Source organism: Aromatoleum sp. (assembly GCF_036675785.1).
Lineage (GTDB): Bacteria > Pseudomonadota > Gammaproteobacteria > Burkholderiales > Rhodocyclaceae > Aromatoleum.
Map to the genome: position 1 here is coordinate 1 of NZ_JAKFEF010000067.1, position 22,348 is coordinate 22,348.

A 22,348-nucleotide genomic window follows, 5' to 3' on the forward strand; every position below is an offset into this window, starting at 1 on the left:
GTGCCGACCTTGTTCGCCGAGTCGCCGTTCGCGGCGACGCGGTCGGCGCCGGTGATCACGAGGTCGACTTCGCCGCGCGCGAGCAGGATGCCGGCGGCGTTGTCGGCGATCAGGCTGTGCGGCACGCCGGCTTCGCGCAGCTCCCACGCCGTCAGCAGGCCCTGGTTGCGCGGCCGCGTTTCGCTGACCCAGACATGCACGGCGATGCCCTTTGCGTGCGCCCGATAGACCGGCGCGAGCGCCGTGCCAGCGCCGCAGGTCGCAAGCCAGCCGGCGTTGCAATGCGTCATCACGCGGACCGGGCCGTTGCGCCGGGCGACGACCTCTTCGATCAGCGCGACGCCGTGCTCGCCGATCGCGGCGCAGGTGTCCGCGTCGGCTTCGCGAATTGCTTCGGCTTCGGCCCAGGCCGCGTCGCCGCGGGCGGATTCGGGCAGCGGCCGCAGTGTCGCGTCCATGCGCGCGAGCGCCCAGTGCAGGTTGACCGCGGTCGGGCGCGTCGCCGCGAGCGTCGTCAACGCGCGGTCGAGCTGCGCATCGCTGCGGTCGCTCACGAGCGCGATCGCGACGCCGAACGCCGCCGTGGCGCCGATCAGCGGCGCGCCGCGGACCTGCATCGAGCGGATCGCGGTGGCAACATCGGCGAGCGAGGCGAGGACGCGCTGCTCGGTGCGGTACGGCAGCAGCGTCTGGTCGAGGATGACGACAGCGTCGCCATCGCGGACGACGGTGGGGATGGGCTGAGTAAACATGGCGCGCATTTTAGTCCTTTGTCCCGGCGACGCAGCGAGGGTTCGAATGCCGGCGCGGAAATCCGCTCGCGCGGCTGGGTCGCGCCCGGACCCCCACGGGAACCCGAACGACAGGGGCCGGGACGCATCGGCTGGGGCGCGTCCGCGCAATTGGCCTTCGACCGGCGCTCTGCCAGAATGCCCCGCATTCCGATCCTGTCGCTGCCGCCATGCCCAGCTTCCCCGCCCGCATCGAATCCCGCCTGCCGAACGTCGGCACGACGATCTTCACGGTGATGTCCCGGCTCGCGCAGGAATGCGGTGCGATCAACCTGTCGCAGGGCTTTCCGGACTTCCACGCCGAGGACGCGCTGTTCGAGCGGGTTGCGCACTGGATGCGCGCGGGCTGGAACCAGTACGCGCCGATGGGGGGCGTCGCGCCGCTGCGGGAAGCGATCGCGCGCAAGGTAGCCGACCTGTACGGCACGACCTACGACCCCGACACCGAGATCACCGTGACGGCCGGTGCGACCCAGGCGCTGTTCACCGCGGTCGCCGCGCTCGTGCACCCGGGCGACGAAGTCATCGTCTTCGAGCCGGTGTACGACTGCTACGCGCCGGCGATCGAGCTGCAGGGCGGACGCGTCGTGCGGCTGCGGCTCGCCGCCCCCGACTACCGCCCGGACTGGGATGCGGTCGCCGCGGCGATCACGCCGCGCACGCGGATGATCATGATCAACAGTCCGCACAACCCGACCGCGACGGTGTGGTCGGCCGAGGACATGACGAGGCTCGCTGCGCTGACCCGCGGCACCGGCATCGTCGTCGTCTCGGACGAAGTCTACGAGCACATCGTCTTCGACGGCCGCCGGCACGAGAGCTGCGCTCGCCACCCCGAGCTCGCCGCGCGCAGCGTCATCGTGTCGAGCTTCGGCAAGACCTATCACATCACCGGCTGGAAAGTCGGCTACGTCGTCGCGCCGCGCGAGCTGACGGCCGAGTTCCGCAAGGTGCACCAGTTCAACGTCTTCACGGTGAACACACCGGTGCAGTTCGCGCTCGCCGACTACATGGCCGACGCGTCGCGCCACGAGGGGCTCGCGGCGTTCTACGCGGCGAAGCGCGATTTCTTCAGGGACCGGCTCGCCGTCTCGCGCTTCGAGCTCCTCGACTCGCACGGCACGTATTTCCAGCTCGCGCGCTATGCGGCGATCTCGGACGAGTCCGACGTCGCGTTCGTCGAACGGCTGACCCGCGACACCGGCGTCGCCGCGATCCCGGTCTCGGCGTTCTTTTCCGACGCGCACGACGACCGCGTGATCCGCTTCTGCTTCGCGAAGAACGAGGACACGCTGGCCGCGGCGTGCGAGCGGCTGTGCCGCGTGTAACGCCTTGTCGATAGGTTACGGCCGGGCATGGGGACGCAGGCAATGGTCCGAACCGGCTGTCTGCAGTGCCGGCTGCAAGTTCGAGAGCCGCGACCTGACGGCGGGCAGTCGCGGCAAACGCGCGTGCTAAACTTCCGCCGCCTCGATTCCTCGCCGATCCTTCGCCCGTGCGCAGTCTACTGATCTTCGTCCTCGTCCTGATCGCCATCTGGTGGGTGCGTCGCGCACTGACGCGCTTCGACCGCAGCAGGCCCGGCGCGGGTGGGGAAAAGCGGTCGCGTTCCGCCGAGCCCGAGCGGATGCTTGGCTGCGCGCATTGCGGCCTGCACGTCCCCGAGAGCGAAGGGGTGCGCGACGGCGAGGATTTCTTCTGCTGCGAGGAACACCGGCGCCTCGGCGTGCGGCGCTGAACCGGCGATGCGCGACGCGGCGCTGCCCGAACTCGACCCGTCCCGCTGGGTGCCGCTGCGCTACCTGAACTTCTTCCGTCTCGTCGTCGCGGGCCTCTTTCTCGTCGCCGGGCGCGAGCTCAATCTCGGCGAGGCGGCGCCGAACCTCTTCGTCGGCACGGCACTCGCGTACGGCGGCGCGGTGCTCGCCCTCGGTTTTCCCGACGCGGCGCGCGCCCTCGGGCTCGAGCGCCTGATCACGATCCAGATCGTCATCGACATCGTCGTGCTCACGGTGCTGATGTGGGCGAGCGGCGGTTATCGCAGCGGCATGCCAGTGCTGATGATGGTGATCCTCGCTGGCGCCGGTCTCGTCGCCGACGGGCGGATGGTGCTGTTCTTCGCGTCGCTCGCGACCGTCGCCGTGCTCGCGGAGAATGCGTGGCGCTATTACAGCGGCGGCTCGTCGGCGGACTTCCTGCAGGTCGGCTTCGTCTGCATCGGCTTCTTCGGTATCGCGATCACCGCCCGGCTGCTCGCGCTGCGCGCGAAGGCGAACGAGTCGCTCGCGGCGCAGCGCGGCGAAGCGCTCGCGAAACAGCAGGCAGTCAATGAACGCATCATTCGCGACATGCAGGACGGGGTCGTCGTGCTCGGCAGCGACGGACGCGTCACCCACGCGAACCCGCGCGCGCGGGAATTGCTGGGCTGCGCCGCGATCGAGGGACGGACGCTCACCGACATCGACCCGGCTTTCGCGGATTGCCGCACGCGCTGCGCCGGCGCTGAAGGCACGCTGCAGCGCCTCGGCGCATCGGGCAAGTTGCTGCGCTGCCGTGCGGTCGGCGCCGACGCGAACGGGACCGACGGCGACACGCTGATCTACCTGACCGATTTCGAAGAAATCCAGACGCACGTCCAGCAGCTCAAGCTCGCCGCGCTCGGCCGCCTCACCGCGAGCATGGCGCACGAGATCCGCAACCCGCTCGCGGCGGTCACGCAGGCCGCCGAGTTGCTGACCGAGGAGAAGCGCGGCGACGTGCAGGTGCGGCTCGTGCGGATCATCAACGACAACGCGCGGCGCATCGAACGCATGATCCGCGACGTGCTCGCGCTCGGACGCCGCGGGGAAACGCTGCCCGAGGCGCTCGTGCTGGCGCCGTTCGTCGCGAGCCTCGTCGAGGAGTTCGCCCTCGGCGGCGACAGCGAGCGCAAGGTGTTCGGCATCGACATCGCCGCCGACGCAACGCTCGCGATCGACCGCGCGCACCTGCACCAGATTCTCGACAACCTCCTCGGCAACGCGCGCCGTTACGCATCAGGCGGAGCCGATTCGGTGCGTATCTTCTCGACGCGCGAGGCGAACGGGCAGACGGCGCTGCATGTCGTCGACGACGGCCCCGGCATCGCCGAAAGCGAGCGCGCGCGCGTCTTCGAACCCTTCTTCACGACGCACCCGAAGGGCACCGGGCTGGGTCTCTACATTGCGCGCGAGCTCGCCGAAGCCAACGGCGCGACGCTCGAACTGCGCGACAACGCGCCCGGCGCCCACTTCGTGCTCACCGGACGGAGTCAGCCATGAACCAACCCGAACGGCGGCAGCGCCCGCGCGGCACTGACGTCCTCATCGTCGACGACGAGGAAGACATCCGCGAAGTGCTCGAACTGTCGCTGCTGCGCATGGGTCTCGCATCCGACACCGCGGGGACGCTCGCCGACGCGCGCCGCCTGCTTGGCGAAAAGGCGTACCGCCTGTGCCTGACCGACATGCGGCTGCCCGACGGCGACGGCCTTGAACTCGTCGCCGACATTCAGGCGAATTTTCCCGGCCTGCCGGTCGCGGTGATCACTGCCTACGGCAGCATCGAAACGGCGATCCGCGCGCTGAAAGCCGGCGCATTCGACTTCGTGACGAAACCAGTCGAACTCAAGGCGTTGCGCGAACTCGTCAACCACGCGCTGAAACTCGAACCGCCGGCGCGCGCGGCGGCCGGCGAAGCAGGCCGCAGCCTCGTCGGCGACTCCACCGCGCTCGCGCAACTGCGCGCGCAGGTCGCCAAGCTCGCGCGCAACCAGGCGCCGGTCTTCATCCAGGGCGAATCGGGCACCGGCAAGGAAGTGACCGCGCGGCTGATCCATGAAATGGGGCCGCGGGCCGCGGCGCCGTTCGTGCCGGTCAACTGCGGCGCGATCTCCCCGGAGCTGATGGAAAGCGAGTTCTTCGGCCATCGCAAGGGCAGCTTCACCGGTGCGGTCGCCGACAAGGACGGCCTGTTCCAGGCGGCGCGCGGCGGCACGCTGTTCCTCGACGAAGTCGCCGACCTGCCGCTCGCGATGCAGGTCAAGCTCCTGCGCGCGATCCAGGAACGCGCAGTGCGTTCGGTCGGCGCGCACACCGAGGAATCGGTCGATGTGCGCATCCTGTCGGCGTCGCACCGTGACCTCGCGCAGCTCGTCGCCGAAGGCAAGTTCCGCCAGGATCTCTATTTCCGCATCAACGTCATCACGCTGCGGGTGCCGCCGCTGCGCGAACGACCGGAGGACATCCCGGATCTCGCGGCGCACATCCTCGCGCGACTCGCCGAACGCGAAGGCGCCGCGCCCCGGCGCCTGAGCCCGGGCGCCACCGCCGCGCTGCAGCAGCACCCTTTCCCGGGCAACGTGCGCGAACTCGAAAACCTTCTCGAACGCGCCTGCGCACTGTGCGACGGCGACGAGATCGGTGTCGACGACGTCGCACTGCAGCGGCCCGAACCCCTCCGCCCTGCACCGACCGCCCTCGGTGCCCACCGCCCGCAGGACGAGCTGGAGGGCGACGAAGACGCTGAGCGCGCCCGCGTCCTGCGCATGCTCGACGACACCCGCTGGAATCGCTCAGAAGCCGCTCGGCGCCTCGGTATGACGCTGCGGCAGTTGCGCTATCGCTTGGAGAAGTGGGGGATGGAGTAACGGGTTACCAGGCCGTCTCGGTGCCGAACAATCGTGGTGGGCGCGCTGACAAGTATCGACTTCGCTTCGCGGGCGCGGATTGTTCTCCGCTACTTCTCCCGAACCACGCCCACGCCGGCCGCCCACGCTGCCTCACGGAGCGCTTCGTCTTGCGTTGCGATCGGTAGTTGCTTCCGTAGTGCGAGTTCGAGATAGGCCGCGTCGTAGCTCGACAAGTCGTAACGCAGCGCCAGCGACAAAATCGCCCCCGGTCCGGGGCATTTCGCGGTCAATGTCAATCGGAAGCAATTCGATCTGATCGACCGCCGTTCGCGCATCCTCGATCCCCATCCGCCGGCGCTTGCAAGCCGCGCGCAAGACATTCGCGAATTCGAGTTGCAGTAGCACGGGAGCGACGCAACGGTCGCCGAGCAGGCGGTCGCCGATCGCGTCGCTGTACGCGGTCGCCTGGTTGCCCATAAACCAGCCGCAGATCACCGAGTTGTCGATGACGAACGGCATCAGTCGAGCCCCGCGCGGGCGATTTCCTTCAAATTTCCCTCGAGTTCGACGCGCTCCCGCAACTTTCGCAGCGTCGCCAGCGCCGCGGCCACGCGGGCGCGCCGCGCGTCGGCATCCGCTTCATCGGCGGACGCCGCAACCAGTTTCGCGACGGGAACGCCGCGTCGAGTAATCGACACCTCGTCCCCGCGTTCGACCGCGGCAACCAACTCGGAAAAGCGGTTCTTGGCGTCGTATATCGGCACGCTGTACATAGCTAGTTCGAACGTTTTGTATAGTTAGCTATATGTTAGTCAGGAAATCGTGGACAGGCCACTGAGGATCCATTGGTCTGCGCCGGTTCAGTGCTGTCCGCGGTGTGCAACGGCGGCGAGTCGGTCGTGCTGGTGCGCCGGATTGTGGATCACCAGGGGCTGGTGGAAGCGTTTCAGAGCGCGCAAGCAGTCCGGCAGCAGCGGGCGTTTCGATGAGCAGAACGACGGGGAGTCCACCATTTTTTCGGCGCCCGCCTTTTCTTCGCCCGGGCCAGCCAGCATCGCCTGTCGTCTCTACGGCTTTCCGCGGTCGTCCAGGCCGCCCTCCTTCGCGGCTCTCGGTGCGCCTGGAAAAAGGTGTCGGTCCCGGATCTTTTCGCTTCGTGCGTCTTCTATTTCCCTATTTATCTTGTGGATTCAAATAGTTCGGACGTTTGATGTCCATCAAGTTCCGCGAAAATTCCCGTCCCTAGACTTTGTGTCGCCTCAACAGCGGGTACGTCACAAACAAGAAAAGGGTATTTCGATGAACAAGATAATTTCGGCGGCCGCGCTTGCATCTTTCTGCGTGGCGGGCATCGGCGTCGCACAGGCGGCCGATGTGACTTTCGCTCTCGGCCGCACCGGCGATTCGACCACGGTCTATCGAATCGGGACTCAGGCCGACTTCGGCAGCCGTTGGCTGGAGAGCAGCAGCGGCCATCTCGGCGGTTACTGGGATGCCGCTTACACGTACTGGGAGGGCGACGAAACCGCCGCGAACCACAGCCTGTCGTTCAGCCCGGTATTCGTCTATGAATTCACCGGCGAGAAGTTCAGACCCTACATCGAGGCGGGCATCGGCGTCGCGGCCTTCAGCAGCACTGAGGTCGAAGACAACCAGCTAGGCTCGTCCTTCCAGTTCGAAGACCGCCTCGGCTTCGGCGTCCGCTTCGCCGACCAGGAACTCGGCCTGCGAGTGATCCACTATTCCAACGCCGGTATAAGGCAGCCGAACGACGGGGTCGAGACGTATACCCTCCATTACCGTTTCCGTTTTTGAAAAATATAAAGATGGAACAATTCGGGTCGGCGACGTCTTGAGTCGTTTTTTTTCCTGTTTCGGCGGGGAACTCGTCGCGCCGGTAGGAAAAAAGAAGACCGCCGTAGCGGTCTGGTTCGATGATGCGGGGGTCAGGGCACCACAACGTTTGATAATTGGGGATATCGTTTTGTTAACGTTGCCCAACCCTCGCGCGCTTCATCCATCCGGGCGATTGGATGCAATTTCTTAAGCCGGAGCAGTTCGACCTCGGCCTCTTCATATTTATGATTCAGGCCAAGGGCGAGGGCATAACGAAAGAGCGCAGGTGGATACGGATAGCGGTGAGCGACGTGTTCCAACCGCGTCAGTTCGCTTGGAGACATTTTTTCTTGTGCCTCAGTTCTTGCAAAGCGCGCAAATTCTTCAAGTTGGGTGAGAAGTGTTACTGGCGTTGCTTCATCAGGCAGCGTTCGAGATTCCAAGCCAGCAGCTTGTAGAAAACGGGGACAGACCACGTTTTCCGATTGCGACACAGAGCAGAGGGCGTTTGCTTCGTCACCGGGCGCCTCGCCCATTGCCTGTCGTCCGGCCCACCGCTTTCCGCGGCCGTCCCGGCCGTCCGCGCACGACTCGCCGCCCGGGTGTCTGTTCGATTTCGGCGGCGAAGCGCGGATGCGCCAGCGCAAAATTCCCGTTGGTGGCGCCGCGAATCTCATCTACGATCCCCGGCGCCAGCGCGTGACGGAATAACTCCCCGTAAGCCTCATGGCATGGCGTTTCATTGCTTTCCAAAGCCGCGTAGAGCGTGTGCGGGGTGAGGAGTGCGTCAGGCTCTCCCTATGCGTTTGCCCGATAGCTCGACCAACGGTACTCGCCCGGATGGTCGACCATGCAGGCGCGGACGGGATTGAGTTCGATGTAGCGGTGACACGCGAGGAGGTACCTTTCGTCCTGAATCGGACAGGAGCGGAAACGCCCCTCCCAGAGGGTGCCGCTTCGCTGATAGCTGCGATTGACGTACTGCACGTAACGCTGCCCCAGGGCCTTCATCATGTTGCCCGCACTGTCCGCCCGTTGGGGAGTCAGTAGCAGGTGGACATGGTTGGTCATCAGGCAATACGCATGAAGGGCGCACCCGTGCGCCACGGCCTGTTCGCCGAGTTGCTCGAGAAAGAAGCGGTAGTCGTGATCGCCGAAAAAGCAGGCCGAGCGATTATTGCCCCGCGGGATCAGGTGCAGGGGAATCCCCGGGATGAGAACGCGGGCGCGTCGTGGCATAGGCAGGTCGAGATGAACGGAAAGAACGAAACCATATCATCCGGTCGCTCGAGGAATGTCATATCCATTTATCAAATGGTGGAGCGCGTTGAGGAAAACGTGGTCTGTCCCCTATTTCGGTTCTCCTCCCAGAGGGTGCCGCTTCGCTGATAGCTGCGATTGACGTACTGCACGTAACGCTCCCCCAGGGCCTTCATCATCTTGCCCGCACTGTCCGCCCGTTCGGGAGTCAGCAGCAGGTGGACATGGTTGGTCATCAGGCAATACGCATGAAGGGCACACCCGTGCGCGACGGCCTGTTCGCCGAGTTGCTCGAGAAAGAAGCGGTAGTCGTGATCGCCGAAAAAGCAGGCGGATCGGTTCTTGCCGCGGTGGATCAGGTGCAGTGGAACACCGGGAATGAGAACGCGGGCGCGCCGGGGCATAGGGGCGGCGAAAGGGGCGGAAAGATCCGAACCATACCATCGGAGCGTTAGATTAATGTCGTTTGCATTTAGCGGCTTTCGGGCCGAATGGGAAAAATGTGGTCTGTCCCCGTTTTTAGTTTTGGTCTGTCCCCGTTTTCCTTTTTTACGTTTTCCCGTCTGAAAAAGAAAAAGACCGCCGCAGCGGTCTCTTTCGGGGAGGGGGAAAACGTGGTCTGTCCCCTATTTCTCGTATTTCTCGGGGAGGGGAAAAACGTGGTCTGTCCCCTATTTCTACTGTTTCCGATTAGATCGAAGAGCAGGTCTTCGGACGAATCGCTTCCGGCATGTCGGAGGTGCAGTTCCAGTTGCCATTTGCCGGGTTGTACGTAAAGCGAAGGAGCTTGCCGCTCAGCTTGTCGGAAACGCCCGTGGTTTTGAAGGTCGCTTCCAGCGCGCAGTTGGCGCCGTCGACGGATGCAGCGATCGAATCAACGTACTTCCCAGTGAGAACCAGATTGTTTTCCGCAGCCAGGGCACCGGCGGGCACCGCTTCATTAGCGGGAGTGGCCGGGTCGTCGTCCACTGAGGCGTCGGTGCTGCAAGCTTGCGCCAGAACGTTGTTCGAGAGCGCCTCCGACGTAGGAATCTTAAGTCCTCCGAGCAGAGTCATGCCTTCAGACGCCTGAGCCCTCGCCGTGTAATCCTGATACGCCGGCAGCGCGACGGCCGCCAGAATCCCGATGATCGCCACGACGATCATCAGTTCGATCAGCGTAAAGCCTTGTTGAACCTTTTTCATGATGAACCCCTTTAGTTGAACCACGGATAACCCGCTTGGCAGGAGCTACGCAACAGCCGTGCCAGCTCGCTTATCCCTTGCCGCCGAAGGGATTCGCCCTCGCCGGCGCGGCGAACTGCGTCAACAGCTGACGGGCGCGGCGCGGCGCGATGTCAAGAAATGACAAAAGCGATTCCGTGCCCCCGTCGAAAATATCGGGAACATCTTCCGTCCCCGTTCGTTTCACCCATGACCGCGCCGATCGTCGGGGCGGAAGCGAAGGAGAGGATGCAGATGAACGGGAAATTCGTGAAGACGATCGTCGTTGCGGCGGCGCTGGCGGCCGGGGCGGGATTGGTCGGGGCGGCGGCGCCGGAGCATAACCACGGCGCTGCGCCGGCGGCGATGAAGCTCGACCACGGGCGCAAGTGGAGCACCGACGCGCCGCTGCGGCAGGGGATGTCGGAGATTCGTGCGAGGGTCGAGAAGAATGCCGAGGCGATTCATCGCGGGAAGTTCGGCGCCGGCGACTACGCGGCGCTCGCAGGCGCGGTGGAGGCGCAGGTCGCGTACATCGTCGATAATTGCAGGCTCGAACCGGCGGCCGACGAGGTGCTGCACGGGGTGATTGCGGAGCTAGCGGGCGGCGTCGAGGTGCTGAACGGCAAGCGCGCGGGCGTCGCGCGGGACGAAGGCGTGAGCGGGGTCGTCACGGCGCTCAACCGTTACGGCGAGTATTTCGACCATCCCGGCTGGAAGCCGGTGCACTGACAGCGACGGGAGCGGCCGGACGGGCGGGGGATGGACCGTGAATCGACTTTCGAAGAGGACGCTTCGATCGCCCGCGCCGTCGCGGGCGACACGGCCGCGTTCGCGTCGCTCGTGCGGCGGCACCAGGCCCGCGTGTTCGGCTTCATCCTGCGGATGACCGGGATGCGCGACGAGGCGATGGACCTGACCCAGGACACGTTCATGAAGGCGTGGCAGGCGCTGCCCGGCTGGCGGCCGGACGCGCGCTTCGGCACATGGCTGCTGCAGATCGCGCGCAACGCGGCGCTCGATGCGCTGCGGCGGCGGCAGTCCGTGCAGTTCGCGCCGCTCGACGACGCGCTGCCGGTCGCCGATTTGCGGCCGGGGCCGGAGGAAGCGTTTGCCGAAGGCCAGCGGCGGGCGCGGCTCGAGGCGGCGCTCGCGCGCCTTCCCGACGAGCAGCGCGAGATTTTGCTGCTGCGGGAAATCGAGGGTCTGTCGTACGGCGAGCTCTCGGAGGTGCTCGGCGTGCAGGAAGGTACGGTGAAGTCGCGCCTCGCGCGGGCGCGGGCGGCGCTGAGCGAACGCCTGCGGCGCACAGCGGGGGAGGGGCGATGACGAACGAGACTTGCCCGCGTCACGTCGCGCTGTCGGCGCTGATCGACGACGCGCTCGCACCGGGCGAGCGGGCCGAGATCGCCGCCCACGTCGCCGTCTGCCCGGTGTGCACCGCGGCGCTCGACGATTTGCGCGCGCTGAGCGCGGCGTTCGCGGCGTTGCCGCCGGAGACGCCCGCCTTCGATCTCGGCGATGTGATCGAAGCGCGGCTGAACGCACAACAGGCGACGGCGAAGGGCGCGCGGCGGCCGGGTGTCGTCGATCGCCCGCGCGGACTGCGCCACCGCTGGGCGAGCTGGCTCGCGCTTCCCGCGGCGAGCGGCGCGGTTGCGCTGACGCTGGGGCTTTACCTGGGGTCGAACCTGTTGCCGCCGCCGCGCCCGCTGGCGCCGCGTGTCGCGTCGATGGCAGTATTCGCGCCGCTTCCTCCCGGCGCGCTTTGCGCCGTTTCCGAAACCTGTCTTGCGGAGACCGAATTCCAATGAAACCCACGCTCCTGCGTGTCGCGCTGCTGGTGTCGCTGTTCGTCAACGTCGGCGTCGTCGTCGCGGTCGGGATGAATGCGTTTCGCGCGCCGGCGTCACAGGACGGCGCGCCGCTGCACGAGTACCTCGGCTTGGACGCCGACCAGACCCGACGTTGGCACGAGATCGAGCGCCCGTTCGTGCAGCAGTTCGGCGCCGCGTCCGCCGAAGTCGAGCGCCACCGCGTCGCGCTGATCGGCGCGATCTTCGCCGAGGACGTCGACCGGGCGAAGCTCGAAGCCGAGCGCGACGCGATCGCGCGCGTGCAGGCCGAGCAGCAGCGGCTGCTGATCGAACAACTGCTCGCGGAGCGCGAGATCCTCGCGCCGACACAACGCGTGCGTCTCGCGCAGCTCCTGCTCGACCAGCCGGGCGGGTCGTCGGCGTTCGAGAAGCTGCATTCGCGGTGAGCGGGGCCGTGCGGGGGGTGCGGCGCGATTTACCGCGGGGCTGTCCTCGCGATTGATCGTGCGGTGGAGCGTGCGGTTCGGCGCATGGTCTAATGCACGTTACTTACGAGGAGCGATTCATGTCGCGTATCAGTGCCAACGACCTGAAGACGAAGGGAGTCGCGGCGATCGAGGCCGCGCTGGCGGCGGAGCCGGAAGCGGTTGTTTCGGTGCGCGGCAAGGACCGGTATGTCGTGATGGACCTGGCTCATTATCACTACCTGCGGGAGTGCGAGCTCGAAGCGGCCCTCGCGCAAACGCGCGCGGAGCTGGAAGCGGGGCGCTACGTCAAGGAGTCGGCTGAAAGCCACGTCGCGCGTATCGACAAAATGCGATGAGCTACGCGCTCGTCTTCACCGAACAATACGACCGGCGCGCGGCGCGCTTCCTGAAGCGGCATCCGGAGTTGAAGCTGCAGTATCTGAAGACTCTGCAACTGCTGGAAGCGAACCCTTTTCACCCTTCGCTGCGTCTGCATGCGCTGGAAGGGCGGCTCGATGGGCTGCATTCAGTGTCGATCAACTTGTCCTGCCGGATCACAATCGAACTGCTCTTGCGCGAGCACGAGGTTATTCCGGTGAATGTCGGAAGTCACGATGCGGTCTATTGAGGGACTCGTGACCGCCGGCTGGCTCGACGGCGTCGAGCGCTGCGGTTCGCCGAATTTCGACGCGCGGCCGGAAGGGTGCTGTCCGGAGCTGATCGTCGTCCACGCGATCAGCCTGCCGCCGGACGAATTCGGGGGGCCGGGCGTCGAGGAGCTGTTCTGCAACCGGCTCGACCCGCAAGCGCATCCGTATTACGCGACGATCTGCGATCTGCGCGTGTCGGCGCATTTCTTCATCCGCCGCGACGGGCGGCTGATCCAGTTCGTGTCGGCCGACGAGCGCGCGTGGCACGCGGGCAAGTCGCAGTGGCGCGGGCGCGAACGTTGTAACGATTTCTCGATCGGCATCGAGCTCGAAGGCTGCGATACGCAGCCGTTCGAGCCCGTGCAGTACGAGCGACTCGCGGCGCTGGTGCGCGTGCTGCGTGCGCATTATCCGATCGCCGACGTCGTCGGCCATTCGGACGTCGCCCCGGGACGCAAGACCGATCCCGGGCCGTTTTTCGACTGGGCGCGGTTGCGCGCGCTGCTGTAGCGCGGCGCGCCGGCCTTCGCCTGCGGTTCGCGCCGCATTGCGTTTGGCTGCCCCGACCTGTCGGGCCGGATGGGCCGGAGGGTTGCGGGACCGCCGCGCGTATCCGCTCAGCGGATCGGGATGACGATCGGCGGCACGCTGACGCCGATGACGACGGCGGGGTCGCGCGAATACACCGGCGCCGGGCCGTAGAAGTGCGACGGCCGCTCGTAGTAGCGGTATTCGCGCACGACCGGGCGGCGCTCGATGATGCGTTCGCGGATCACGACGCGTTCGTGGTCGGCGTGCTTCCAGTGCTTCTTGTGCCCGTGACGGTGGTCGTCGCCCCAGCCGCGGTCGTGCGTGCGCCAGCCGTCGCGACCGTGGTCGCGCCAGCCGTCGCGGTCGGCGTGGGCAGGGATGGCCGTGATCATCGCGGCGCCCGCGATCAGCGCGGCGAGCAGGTTGAGCGAGCGGGATTTCATCGTGATTCTCCTTATCGAATCGGGTTAGACGCTTGCCGTCGGCATCCTCGGCGGTCCTCCTGTCCGATTAAACGCGACGCCGACACGAATCGTTGGCGTGGAGTTGTAAGGGAATATGGGTAGATTTCCCACGCTGCGATCGGCAGCCGCGGCGGCGGGCCGGCTATCGTTCGTCGCGTGAAGCACGGCGGACACGCGAGCGCAGCCGCCGCGTGCGTCAGGCGTGCTTCATTGCGAGGACTCACGACCGCTCGGAAGCGCTCGACTTCCTGCCGCTGCGGGCGCGAAGGGCCGCGTGCCCGCGTTTGCTCCTTCGCGTCAGCCGACGAGGATCACGTGCATCCGCCGCGGTCCGTGCGCGCCGAGCTGGATCGTCTGTTCGACGTCGGCGGTGCGTGACGGGCCCGAGACGATGTTCGTCGCGCGCGGCATGCCTTGCGGGCGGGCGCGCAGCAGGTCCCACGCGTCCTCGAAGTGGTCGACGATGCGGTCCACATCGAGGACGACGACGTGGTCGTCGGGGACGAAGTTGTGCGTCGTCGGACTGTCCGGACCGGACGCGAGCATCACGCTGCCGGTTTCGGCGATGCCGCAGAAGGCCGGCGAGACCGCGAGCGCTTCGGTGATGCCGGCCGCATCAAAGTGGACCAGCCAGCCTTCGGGCCACGCGAGTTCCTTCAGTCCGGCGCCGACTGCGGCCCGCTCGGGCAAGGTGTGGGCCGCGCGATACGCTTCGACCGCGGCGGGCACCGCGTCCCGCGACGCGACGCGCTCGACGGTGCCCGCGCGGCTCTCGAACTTGCGGATGAAGCGCGCGACGAGGTCTTCGTCGTGCGCCGGACGCGTGTGGCCCGGCATGCGCGCGTCGAGCGCCGCGATTCGCGCGCCGTCGAGCGGATCGCGCCGCAAGGCGCTGCGAACCGACTGGAGGATCGCCTCACGGGCGTTTTCGCTGGTGCTCATTTCTTGCCTCGCTTGCCTTGCCACAGTTCGAGAAAGGTCCGTCCGGTCGGCGCCGGCAGGTCGCGCACGTCGGTCCAGCCGCCGGCGAGCGGCAGGCGGCGGAGCCGCCCGCGTTTCGCGAGGCCCGACAGCGCGCGCGCGGCGAACTGCTCCATCGCGTGATAGAGCTTCGGCCGCGTCGCGACCCAGCGCCAGACGCCGAGCGCGCGTTTCTGCATCACCGGCGTGATGTCCTGCCGGTGCTGCTCGTGGCGCAGCTCGCGCAGCAAGTCGGGCAGCGGGATCTTGACCGGGCACACCGACTGGCAGCGGCCGTTCAGCGTGCAGGCGTTCGGCAGGTCGTACGCGGCGTCGAGCCCCTTGATCAGCGGCGTCAGCACCGAGCCCATCGGGCCGGGATAGACCCAGCCGTAGGCGTGGCCGCCGACCGCGCCGTACACCGGGCAGTGGTTCATGCACGCGCCGCAGCGGATGCAGCGCAGCATGTCCTTGAAGCGGCCGGCGAGCATCTTCGAGCGACCGTTGTCGACGAGCACGACGTGGTACTCCTCGGGGCCGTCGAGGTCGTCGGCGCGGCGCGGCCCGGTCGAGATCGTCGTGTAGGTCTCGGTCTCCTGGCCCGTCGCGCTGCGCGCGAGCAGGCGCAGGAACAGCGTCGCGTCGTCGAGCGTCGGCACGACGCGCTCGATGCCGGAGGTGACGATATGCACTTTCGCGAGCGTCTGCGTGAGGTCGCCGTTGCCTTCGTTCGTGACGATGATCGACGAGCCGGTCTCGGCGACGAGGAAGTTGCCGCCGGTGATGCCGACGTCGGCGCGGAAGTACTTGTCGCGCAGCACGCGCCGCGCCTCGTCGACGAGCTCCGGGACCGTGGTCTTGCGTGGCCCGCCGTGCGCCGCTTCGAAGAGATCGGACACCTGGTCCTTCGTCTTGTGCACCGCCGGCGCGATGATGTGCGACGGCGGCTCGTGCGCCAACTGGATGATGTATTCGCCGAGGTCGGTCTCGACGACTTCCATGCCGTTGGCGACGAGCGCGTCGTTGAGGTCGATCTCCTCGGAGACCATCGACTTGCCTTTCGTGACCGTCTTCGCGTCGACGCGACGGCAGATGCCGAGGATGATCTCGCGCGCCTCGGCCGCGTCGCGCGCCCAATGCACGTGGCCGCCGGCTGCGACGACCGCTTTTTCGTAGCGTTCGAGGTAATGGTCGAGGTGGTCGAGAACGTGGTTCTTGAGGGCCTTCGCCTCCTCGCGCAACTGCTCGAATTCGGGCAGGTCGGCGACCTGCAGCGCGCGCTTGCCGACGAAGCCGTAGCGCGCGCGGCCGAGCGCGGTCTGCAGGTTCGCGTCGTGGATCGCGAAGACCGAGCGTTCCTTGAACTCCTTCGAGCGGATTTCCATCAGCGCGACTCCTTCGGCGCGTCGGCGATGCCGGCCCCGTCGGCAAAGCCGGCGAGCACTTCGGCGGCGTGGAAGACCTGGACCGGCGCGTTGATGCGTTTCAGGCGTCCGGCGATGTTCATCAGGCAGCCGAGGTCGCCGCCGAGGACCGTTCCCGCGCCGGTCGCGAGGATGTTGCGGACCTTGTCGTCGACCATCTTCTCGGAGATTTCCGGGTACTTCACGCAGAACGTGCCGCCGAAGCCGCAGCACACTTCGCTGTCCTCCATCTCCCTGATCTTCAGGCCCGACACCTCCCCGAGCAGCGCGCGCGGCTGGCCCTTGATGCCCAGGCCGCGCAGGCCGGAACAGGAGTCGTGGTAGGTCGCGGTGCCGTCGAAGCGCGCGTCGATCCGCGCCGTCTCGCCGAGCACATCGGTCAGGAAGGACATCAGCTCGAAGCTCTTCTTCGACAGGTTTTCCGCGCGCGGCAGCCAGTTCGGATCGTCGGCGAACAGATTCGGGTAGTCATGGCGGATCGTCGCCATGCACGACCCCGACGGGCCGACGACATAGTCGAACGGTTCGAACGCGTCGATGACCTGGCGCGCGAGCGCCCGTGCGGCGTCGTAGTCGCCGCTGTTGTAGCCGGGCTGGCCGCAGCAGGTCTGGCTCTCCGGCACGTCGACCGTGCAGCCGGCGTCCTCGAGCAGCTTGATCGCCGCAAAGCCGACGTTCGGCCGGAACAGGTTCATCAGACAGGTTGCGAACAGTCCGACGCGTGGCCCGCGGGTCGGCGTATCGGTCATGAAGGTCTCCGGTTGTCGTTCGTATTCGGGTGCGATCGCGGCGCGGGGGGGGGACAATCTGCCGGCCGCCGGCGGGGCGCGATTCATTGCGCGCGCAAGGATAGCAGGAAGGAAATCGCGGGCAGATCGCGGTTTTCCCGTGGCACACTGCCGCGCTTCGCGCTCCGGAACCTCTCGATGCTCGCTGGTCTGCTCGCCGCGCTCGGCGCGGGGCTGCTGTGGGGACTCGTGTTCGTCGTCCCGCTGATGCTCGCCGAGTACCCGGGGGTCGTGCTTACGTTCGGCCGTTACCTCGCGTTCGGCGTGCTTGCGGTCGGGCTCGCGTGGGTCGACCGCGCGGCGCTCGCGCGGCTCACGCGCGCGGACTGGATCGAGGCGGCGAAGCTCGGACTCGTCGGCAACCTGATCTACTACTCGACGCTCGCGAGCGCAATCCAGCTGGCCGGCGCGCCGGTGCCGACGCTGATGATCGGGACCTTGCCGGTCGTCATCGCGGTCACGGCGAACCTGCACGAGCGGCGCGGCGGCGACGGCGACGACGGCGTGCCGTGGGGTCGGCTCGCCGCGCCGCTCGTCGTCATCGCCGCCGGACTCATCGTCGTCCAGTTCGGCCCGGCGCACGCGGCACCCGTGCAGGACGCGGCGGGCGGCGTGCGCTATGCCGCAGGCCTCGCGCTCGCGCTCGTCGCGGTCGCGAGCTGGACGTGGTATCCGATCCGCAACAGCCGCTGGCTGCGCGCGCGCAGCCCCGGGCTCGCGCGGGCGTGGGCGACCGCGCAGGGCCTCGCGACGCTGCCGCTCGCGCTCGCCGCCGCGGCCGGCTTCGCGCTGTGGGAACGCGCCGTCGGCCCGCCCGGCGCGGGGTTCGACTGGCCGTTCGGGCCGCGGCCGGTCGCGTTCGTCGGGCTGATGCTCACGACCGGGCTCGCCGCGTCGTGGCTCGGTACGCTGCTGTGGAACCGTGCGAGCCAGGCATTGCCGGCGGCGCTCGCCGGACAACTGATCGTTTTCGAGACGCTCGCGGCGCTGGCGTACGCGTTCCTGTGGTACCGCCGCTGGCCGACGCTCGCCGAAGCGGCGGGCATCGCGCTCCTCGTCGCCGGTGTGCTGCTCGGCGTGCGAACCTTCCGCGGGCGCTGAACCGCCCGCCGATGCTGGACGATTCGCGGTGCTGCGATGACAATCGCGGCGGCCGCGGCGGTTTCCCGAGCGCCCGAGCGATCCATCCCGTAACCCGACTGACGGACTCCCGATGACGCGCGCGTTTTTCCTCGCCCTGCTGCTGGCCGCATGCCTGCCGCGCCCGACGATGGCTGCCGACTGGACGACGCGCCCGCTCGCCGAACTCGCGGTTTACCCCGAATTCAGTGCGCCGGCGAACGTCGTCGCGATCGACGAGGCCCGCATCGCCGCCGAAGTCGGTGGGCGCGTCGAGGCGCTGGCGCCGCGCGTCGGGCAGCGCGTCGCGAAGGGCGCCGAGCTTGCGCGCATCGACGATGCGAGCTACCGGATCGACGCGCAGCGCGCCGAGGCGCAGGTCGAGCTGATCGCGAACCGCGTGAAGCTCGCGACGGCGCAGCTCGATCAGGCGCGTTCGCTCGCCGGCAGGAATTTTCTCAGTCCGGATGCACTGCGCATCCGCGAGACCGAGGTCGCGGTGCTGCGCAGCGAACGCGACGCGGCGCGGCAGACGGTCGCGGCCGCGCGGCTGCAGCTCGCGCGCACGCGGATCCGCGCGCCGTTCGCCGGCATTGTGCGCGAACGCCTCGCGAGCGTCGGCGATCTCGCGGTGCCCGGCACGCCGCTGCTCGTGTTGTCGGCGACGGCGGACAGCGAAGTCCGCGCGCGCGTGCCGGCGGTGCAGATCGACGGGCTGCGCGCGGCGGGGCAGTGGGAGCTCGTCGCGGGGCAGCGCGTAGTCCCGCTGAAGCTCGTGCGCGTGTCGCCGGTCGTCGAGGCTGCCGGGCAGGCGCAGGAGGCGGTGTTATCGTCGCCGGCGCCGCTGCCGCCCGGCCTCGCCGGCGAGCTTCGCTGGGCCGCCCGGGTCCCGCACCTGCCGCCGGCTTATCTGCAACAGCGCGACGGGCGGCTCGGCGCCTATGTCGAGCGCGGGGGACGTCCGGTGTTCGTGCCGTTGCCGGACGCCCAGAACGGGCGGGCGACGCCGGTGCCGTGGACGCCGGACACGCGCGTGATCGACGCCGGGCGCTTCGCGATCGGGCTCGCGGAGACGCCGCGATGAACGGCTGGTATGCGCGGCTGATCAACAACCATCCGCTCGCGAACATCGCGTTCGCGCTCGTGCTGCTCGGCGGCCTCGCGACTTACCTGACGATGCCGCGTGCGCAGGACCCGGAGGTCAATTTCAACTGGGTCAGCATCGTCACGACGCTGCAGGGCGCGTCCGCCGAGGACATCGAGCGCGAGCTGACCGGGCCGCTCGAGGACGCGATCAAGGAGGTCAAGGACATCAAGTTCGTCTCGTCGTCGAGCCGCGAGGGCGTGTCGTCGATCCTCGTGCGCTTCGAGGAGATCGGCGAGCGGCAGTTCGACAAGCGGATCAACGACCTGCGCCGCGAAGTGCAGAACAAGGCGGAGGCCGAACTGCCGCCGGACGCGATCGAGCCGGCGATCGTCGAGATCACGTCGTCGAACGGCTTTCCGACCGCGGTGCTCGTGCTCGTCGGCGCGGGCGGCGGCGAGGGCCTGCGCAGCGCGGCGTTCGGCGTCACGAAGGACCTCGAACGCTTCGCCGACGTCGATCAGGTCATCGCGGCAGGCTTCGACGAGCCGGAGCTGCACGTCGATTTCGACCCGGAGCGCGTCGCCGCGGCGGGGCTGTCGCCGATCCAGGTGTCGGACGGTGTCGCCGCGTGGTTCCGCAACACGCTCGGCGGGCGGATCCGCGTCCATGACCGCGAATGGCTCGTCCGCCTCGAAGGCAAGACGCCGGACCCCGACGTACTCGCGCAGGCGGCCATCGTCACGCCAGCGGGGCGCGTCGCGCTCGGCGAAGTTGCCGAGGTCGTGCGCTCGCACGAGCGCACCGGGCAGCTCGTCAGCTACAACGGACTCCCCGCGGTGATGCTGTCAATCACGAAGGAGGCGGGTGCGAACACGCTCGAACTCGTCGACCGGCTGAACCGCTTCGTCGCCGAGCGCAATCCGCTGCTGCGCGGGCAGGGCCTGCAGCTCGTGATGATCGACGACCAGACGCACATGACGCGCGACGCGATCGGCGTGATGGAGTCGAACGCGCTGTTCGGTCTCGTGCTGGTGCTCGGGCTGTGCTGGCTGTTCCTCGGTTCGCGGCTCGCGCTGCTCGTCGGCCTCGGCGTGCCGTTCGCGCTCGCCGGGACCTTCCTGCTCGTCGACCTGATCGGCTCGACGCTGAACCTCACGGTGCTGCTCGGCGTCGTCATCGCGCTGGGGATGCTCGTCGACGACGCGGTCGTCATCGTCGAGGCCATCTACTACCGCCTGCAGCGCGGCGAGCCGGTGGAGACCGCGGTCGCCGACGGCGTCGCCGAAGTCGCGCTGCCGGTGCTGTCGTCGGTGCTGACGACGATCGCCGCGTTCCTGCCGCTGATGCTGCTGCCGGGGATCCTCGGCGCATTCATGTTCCTCGTGCCCTTCGTCGTCACCTGCGGCCTGCTCGTCAGTCTCGCCGAAGCGTTCTGGATGATGCCGGCGCACATCCTCGCGCTGCGGCCCGATTTCACGCGTCGCCGCAGCCGCATGCAGGCGCGCCGGGAGCGCTTCACGCATTGGCTGCGCGTGAAATACGCGCGGGCGCTGGTCGCGGTGATGCGCCGCCCGAAGACCGCGCTGGCGGCGCTGGTGCTGGTGATGGCCGGCGCGGTCGGCATCGTCGCCGGTGGGCTCGTGAAGATCCAGTTCTTCGCGTTCGATCCGATCCGGCTCTTCTACGTCAGCCTCGACATGCCGGCCGGGGCGCCGCTCGAGCGGACGCTGAAGGAGGCCGAGCGCGCGGCGGCGGTGCTGCGCGGCCGGCTCGACCCGGCCGAAGTGCGGTCGATCACCGCATACGCCGGCCTGAAGTTCACCGAGACCGAGCCGCTGTACGGCGACCAGTATGGGCAGGTGATCGTGTCGCTGCATCCGCGCAAGGGCGAGCTGCGCGACACTGCGGACGTGATCGCGGGCGCGCACGACCCGGTCCTCGCGCTGCAGGGCGAGGGGAAGTTCTCGTTCCTCGAACTGAAAGGCGGCCCGCCGACCGCGCGGCCGATCAGCGTCAAGGTCAAGGCCGACGATTACGGCGAATTGCGCGCCGCGGCCGACGCGCTGCTCGCGGAAGTCGCGAAGATCCCCGGCGTGAAGGACATCACCGACGACGACGTCGCGGGGCGGCCCGAAATGCGGCTGGCGCTGAACCGCGAGAAGCTCGCGCGCGCCGGCGTCGCGCCGGGCGACGTCGCGCGGCTGCTGCGCCTTTACGGCGAAGGCGAAGTCGTCGCGACGACGCGCGACGAAGGCGAGAAGGTCGAGGTCGTCGTCCGCGCGCGGCCGGAACCGCTGACCGATGTCACCGAGCTGCTGCAACGGCCGGTGCCGCTCGCGGCCGCGCCGGAGGGTGGCGACGTGCGGCGCAGCGTCCAGCTCGGCTCGCTCGTCGATGCCGAGACGCGGACGGCGAAGGGCTACATCCGCCATTACCAGCTGACGCGCGCGATCACGGTCGAAGCAGGGCTCGACCCGGAGCAGATCGACACGCTGACCGCGAACAACCGCTTGAAGGAGGCGTGGGCCGCGCTGCAGCCGCACTTTCCGAACACCGAGCTCGATTTCTCGGGCGAGCTCGACGACGTCCAGGAAAGCCTCGATTCGATGGCGGCGCTGTTCGCGCTCGGCGTCGGGCTGATCTACCTGATCCTCGCGACGCAGTTCCGCAGTTACTGGCAGCCGCTGATGATCCTCGTCACCGTGCCGCTCGCCTTCACCGGGGTCGTGCTCGGCCTGCTGGTGTCGGGTAACCCGCTGTCGCTCTACACGATGTACGGCGTCATCGCGCTCGCCGGCATCGCGGTGAATTCCGCGATCGTGCTGATCGACGCCGCGAACGAGCGGCGCGCGGCCGGGATGAGCGTGCAGCACGCGGCGATCTACGCGGCGCGCCGGCGCGTCGTGCCGGTGCTGATCACGTCGACGACGACGATCGGCGGGCTGTTCTCGCTCGCGATCGGTCTCGGCGGCAAGTCGCTGATGTGGGGACCGGTCGCCGCGAGCATCGTGTGGGGGCTCGGCTTCTCGACGCTGCTGACGCTGTTCGCGATCCCGCTGATCTACCGGCTCGTGATGGTGCGCGCGGGGCACGGGCGGGGCCGGCGGTGGTTCGGGTGGGGAAGGATTGCGCGGCAGCCGGAATCGTCAACCCGCTGACGCGGTCAGAAGGCGGGGAGTCCGAGGTTGCCCCGGGCGCGCGGCGTCGCCGGAATCGTCGCCGCCGCCGCGCGGTCAAGGCGCATGGGGCGCGTGCGTCGTGGCGCCGATTTTCCGCGGGCGCCGTGATGCGCCCCACCGTTTC

Annotated in this window: 28 protein-coding genes; 16 read left to right on the forward strand and 12 right to left on the reverse strand. The window is 67.9% G+C overall.

Going from position 1 to position 22,348, the window contains the following annotated elements; all coding sequences use genetic code 11:
- Window positions 1–752 (reverse strand): S-methyl-5-thioribose-1-phosphate isomerase (mtnA, locus tag V6M37_RS13955; protein ID WP_332674263.1); only part of this gene is annotated, 752 nt, incomplete at its 3' end.
- A 209-nt stretch (window positions 753–961) separates the two neighbouring features.
- Between mtnA and V6M37_RS13960 the strand changes: the two genes are divergently transcribed.
- From V6M37_RS13960 to V6M37_RS13975, 4 genes are all read left to right on the forward strand, one after another.
- Complete coding sequence (locus V6M37_RS13960; protein ID WP_332674265.1) at window positions 962–2,119, forward strand: pyridoxal phosphate-dependent aminotransferase; 1,158 nt, start codon at window positions 962–964, stop codon at window positions 2,117–2,119.
- Between the two features lie 167 nt (window positions 2,120–2,286).
- Window positions 2,287–2,529, forward strand: a complete 243-nt coding sequence (locus V6M37_RS13965; protein ID WP_332674267.1) for a PP0621 family protein — start codon at window positions 2,287–2,289, stop codon at window positions 2,527–2,529.
- A 7-nt stretch (window positions 2,530–2,536) separates the two neighbouring features.
- The gene (locus V6M37_RS13970; protein ID WP_332674268.1) at window positions 2,537–4,090 is read left to right on the forward strand and encodes a sensor histidine kinase; all 1,554 of its coding nucleotides are present in this window, start codon (window positions 2,537–2,539) and stop codon (window positions 4,088–4,090) included.
- Window positions 4,087–5,457: a sigma-54-dependent transcriptional regulator gene (locus V6M37_RS13975; RefSeq protein ID WP_332674269.1), complete on the forward strand. Its 1,371-nt coding sequence runs from the start codon at window positions 4,087–4,089 to the stop codon at window positions 5,455–5,457. Before V6M37_RS13970 ends, V6M37_RS13975 begins: the two co-directional genes overlap by 4 nt.
- Before the next feature lie 132 nt (window positions 5,458–5,589).
- Here V6M37_RS13975 and V6M37_RS13980 read toward each other — a convergent pair whose 3' ends face one another.
- From V6M37_RS13980 to V6M37_RS13990, 3 genes are all read right to left on the reverse strand, one after another.
- On the reverse strand, window positions 5,590–5,958 hold the full coding sequence (locus V6M37_RS13980; RefSeq protein ID WP_332674270.1) for a type II toxin-antitoxin system VapC family toxin: 369 nt from the start codon (window positions 5,956–5,958) through the stop codon (window positions 5,590–5,592).
- Window positions 5,958–6,212, reverse strand: coding sequence for a type II toxin-antitoxin system Phd/YefM family antitoxin (locus V6M37_RS13985; RefSeq protein WP_332674272.1), 255 nt, complete (start codon window positions 6,210–6,212; stop codon window positions 5,958–5,960). The genes V6M37_RS13980 and V6M37_RS13985 overlap by 1 nt, the downstream gene beginning before the upstream one ends.
- An 87-nt stretch (window positions 6,213–6,299) precedes the next feature.
- A complete protein-coding gene (locus V6M37_RS13990; RefSeq protein WP_332674274.1) occupies window positions 6,300–6,494 on the reverse strand; it encodes a hypothetical protein in 195 nt (64 codons plus the stop codon).
- Window positions 6,495–6,738: 244 nt separating this feature from the next.
- Here V6M37_RS13990 and V6M37_RS13995 point away from each other — a divergent pair, with 244 nt between their 5' ends.
- Window positions 6,739–7,254, forward strand: a complete 516-nt coding sequence (locus V6M37_RS13995; protein WP_332674276.1) for an acyloxyacyl hydrolase — start codon at window positions 6,739–6,741, stop codon at window positions 7,252–7,254.
- Between the two features lie 131 nt (window positions 7,255–7,385).
- On the opposite strand, the gene V6M37_RS14000 is transcribed toward V6M37_RS13995, so the two are convergent.
- Window positions 7,386–7,811, reverse strand: coding sequence for a Wzy polymerase domain-containing protein (locus tag V6M37_RS14000; RefSeq protein WP_332674278.1), 426 nt, complete (start codon window positions 7,809–7,811; stop codon window positions 7,386–7,388).
- A 262-nt stretch (window positions 7,812–8,073) separates the two neighbouring features.
- Window positions 8,074–8,475, reverse strand: coding sequence for a transposase (locus tag V6M37_RS14005; RefSeq protein ID WP_332674426.1), 402 nt, complete (start codon window positions 8,473–8,475; stop codon window positions 8,074–8,076).
- On the opposite strand from V6M37_RS14005, the gene V6M37_RS14010 reads away from it, so the two are divergent.
- Window positions 8,359–8,664 (forward strand): hypothetical protein, encoded by a 306-nt coding sequence (locus V6M37_RS14010; protein WP_332674438.1) that lies wholly within the window; start codon window positions 8,359–8,361, stop codon window positions 8,662–8,664. The genes V6M37_RS14005 and V6M37_RS14010 overlap by 117 nt on opposite strands.
- On the opposite strand, the gene V6M37_RS14015 is transcribed toward V6M37_RS14010, so the two are convergent.
- Both V6M37_RS14015 and V6M37_RS14020 read right to left on the reverse strand, forming a co-directional pair.
- Window positions 8,586–8,939 (reverse strand): transposase, encoded by a 354-nt coding sequence (locus tag V6M37_RS14015; RefSeq protein ID WP_332674280.1) that lies wholly within the window; start codon window positions 8,937–8,939, stop codon window positions 8,586–8,588. The two genes, V6M37_RS14010 and V6M37_RS14015, sit on opposite strands and share 79 nt — an antisense overlap.
- A gap of 286 nt (window positions 8,940–9,225) precedes the next feature.
- Window positions 9,226–9,720, reverse strand: coding sequence for a pilin (locus V6M37_RS14020; RefSeq protein ID WP_332674283.1), 495 nt, complete (start codon window positions 9,718–9,720; stop codon window positions 9,226–9,228).
- Window positions 9,721–9,993: 273 nt separating this feature from the next.
- On the opposite strand from V6M37_RS14020, the gene V6M37_RS14025 reads away from it, so the two are divergent.
- The 7 genes from V6M37_RS14025 to ampD all read left to right on the forward strand — a co-directional run bounded on the left by V6M37_RS14025 (window position 9,994) and on the right by ampD (window position 13,182).
- Window positions 9,994–10,470 (forward strand): hypothetical protein, encoded by a 477-nt coding sequence (locus V6M37_RS14025; protein WP_332674286.1) that lies wholly within the window; start codon window positions 9,994–9,996, stop codon window positions 10,468–10,470.
- 30 nt (window positions 10,471–10,500) lie between these two features.
- Complete coding sequence (locus tag V6M37_RS14030) at window positions 10,501–11,067, forward strand: RNA polymerase sigma factor (protein WP_332674288.1); 567 nt, start codon at window positions 10,501–10,503, stop codon at window positions 11,065–11,067.
- Window positions 11,064–11,552, forward strand: a complete 489-nt coding sequence (locus V6M37_RS14035) for a zf-HC2 domain-containing protein (protein WP_332674291.1) — start codon at window positions 11,064–11,066, stop codon at window positions 11,550–11,552. The genes V6M37_RS14030 and V6M37_RS14035 overlap by 4 nt, the downstream gene beginning before the upstream one ends.
- Window positions 11,549–12,001: a periplasmic heavy metal sensor gene (locus V6M37_RS14040; protein ID WP_332674294.1), complete on the forward strand. Its 453-nt coding sequence runs from the start codon at window positions 11,549–11,551 to the stop codon at window positions 11,999–12,001. Before V6M37_RS14035 ends, V6M37_RS14040 begins: the two co-directional genes overlap by 4 nt.
- A 119-nt stretch (window positions 12,002–12,120) precedes the next feature.
- Complete coding sequence (locus tag V6M37_RS14045) at window positions 12,121–12,378, forward strand: hypothetical protein (RefSeq protein WP_332674297.1); 258 nt, start codon at window positions 12,121–12,123, stop codon at window positions 12,376–12,378.
- Window positions 12,375–12,650 carry a type II toxin-antitoxin system RelE/ParE family toxin gene (locus tag V6M37_RS14050; RefSeq protein WP_332674299.1) on the forward strand — a complete coding sequence of 92 codons (276 nt, stop codon included), beginning with the start codon at window positions 12,375–12,377 and terminating at the stop codon, window positions 12,648–12,650. The genes V6M37_RS14045 and V6M37_RS14050 overlap by 4 nt, the downstream gene beginning before the upstream one ends.
- Window positions 12,637–13,182: a 1,6-anhydro-N-acetylmuramyl-L-alanine amidase AmpD gene (gene ampD, locus V6M37_RS14055; protein ID WP_332674301.1), complete on the forward strand. Its 546-nt coding sequence runs from the start codon at window positions 12,637–12,639 to the stop codon at window positions 13,180–13,182. The genes V6M37_RS14050 and ampD overlap by 14 nt, the downstream gene beginning before the upstream one ends.
- A gap of 107 nt (window positions 13,183–13,289) precedes the next feature.
- Here ampD and V6M37_RS14060 read toward each other — a convergent pair whose 3' ends face one another.
- From V6M37_RS14060 to V6M37_RS14075, 4 genes are all read right to left on the reverse strand, one after another.
- Window positions 13,290–13,646, reverse strand: a complete 357-nt coding sequence (locus V6M37_RS14060; protein ID WP_332674304.1) for a hypothetical protein — start codon at window positions 13,644–13,646, stop codon at window positions 13,290–13,292.
- Between the two features lie 318 nt (window positions 13,647–13,964).
- Entirely contained in the window at window positions 13,965–14,609 is a 645-nt protein-coding gene (locus V6M37_RS14065) for a LutC/YkgG family protein (protein ID WP_332674306.1), read from the reverse strand.
- The gene (locus V6M37_RS14070) at window positions 14,606–16,012 is read right to left on the reverse strand and encodes a LutB/LldF family L-lactate oxidation iron-sulfur protein (RefSeq protein WP_332674308.1); all 1,407 of its coding nucleotides are present in this window, start codon (window positions 16,010–16,012) and stop codon (window positions 14,606–14,608) included. Before V6M37_RS14070 ends, V6M37_RS14065 begins: the two co-directional genes overlap by 4 nt.
- Window positions 16,012–16,800, reverse strand: a complete 789-nt coding sequence (locus V6M37_RS14075) for a (Fe-S)-binding protein (RefSeq protein ID WP_332674310.1) — start codon at window positions 16,798–16,800, stop codon at window positions 16,012–16,014. Before V6M37_RS14075 ends, V6M37_RS14070 begins: the two co-directional genes overlap by 1 nt.
- Before the next feature lie 177 nt (window positions 16,801–16,977).
- Here V6M37_RS14075 and V6M37_RS14080 point away from each other — a divergent pair, with 177 nt between their 5' ends.
- From V6M37_RS14080 to V6M37_RS14090, 3 genes are all read left to right on the forward strand, one after another.
- Entirely contained in the window at window positions 16,978–17,940 is a 963-nt protein-coding gene (locus tag V6M37_RS14080; protein WP_332674312.1) for a DMT family transporter, read from the forward strand.
- A gap of 112 nt (window positions 17,941–18,052) precedes the next feature.
- Window positions 18,053–19,042, forward strand: a complete 990-nt coding sequence (locus tag V6M37_RS14085; RefSeq protein ID WP_332674314.1) for an efflux RND transporter periplasmic adaptor subunit — start codon at window positions 18,053–18,055, stop codon at window positions 19,040–19,042.
- A complete protein-coding gene (locus V6M37_RS14090) occupies window positions 19,039–22,203 on the forward strand; it encodes an efflux RND transporter permease subunit (protein WP_332674315.1) in 3,165 nt (1,054 codons plus the stop codon). Before V6M37_RS14085 ends, V6M37_RS14090 begins: the two co-directional genes overlap by 4 nt.
- Window positions 22,204–22,348: the final 145 nt, after the last annotated feature.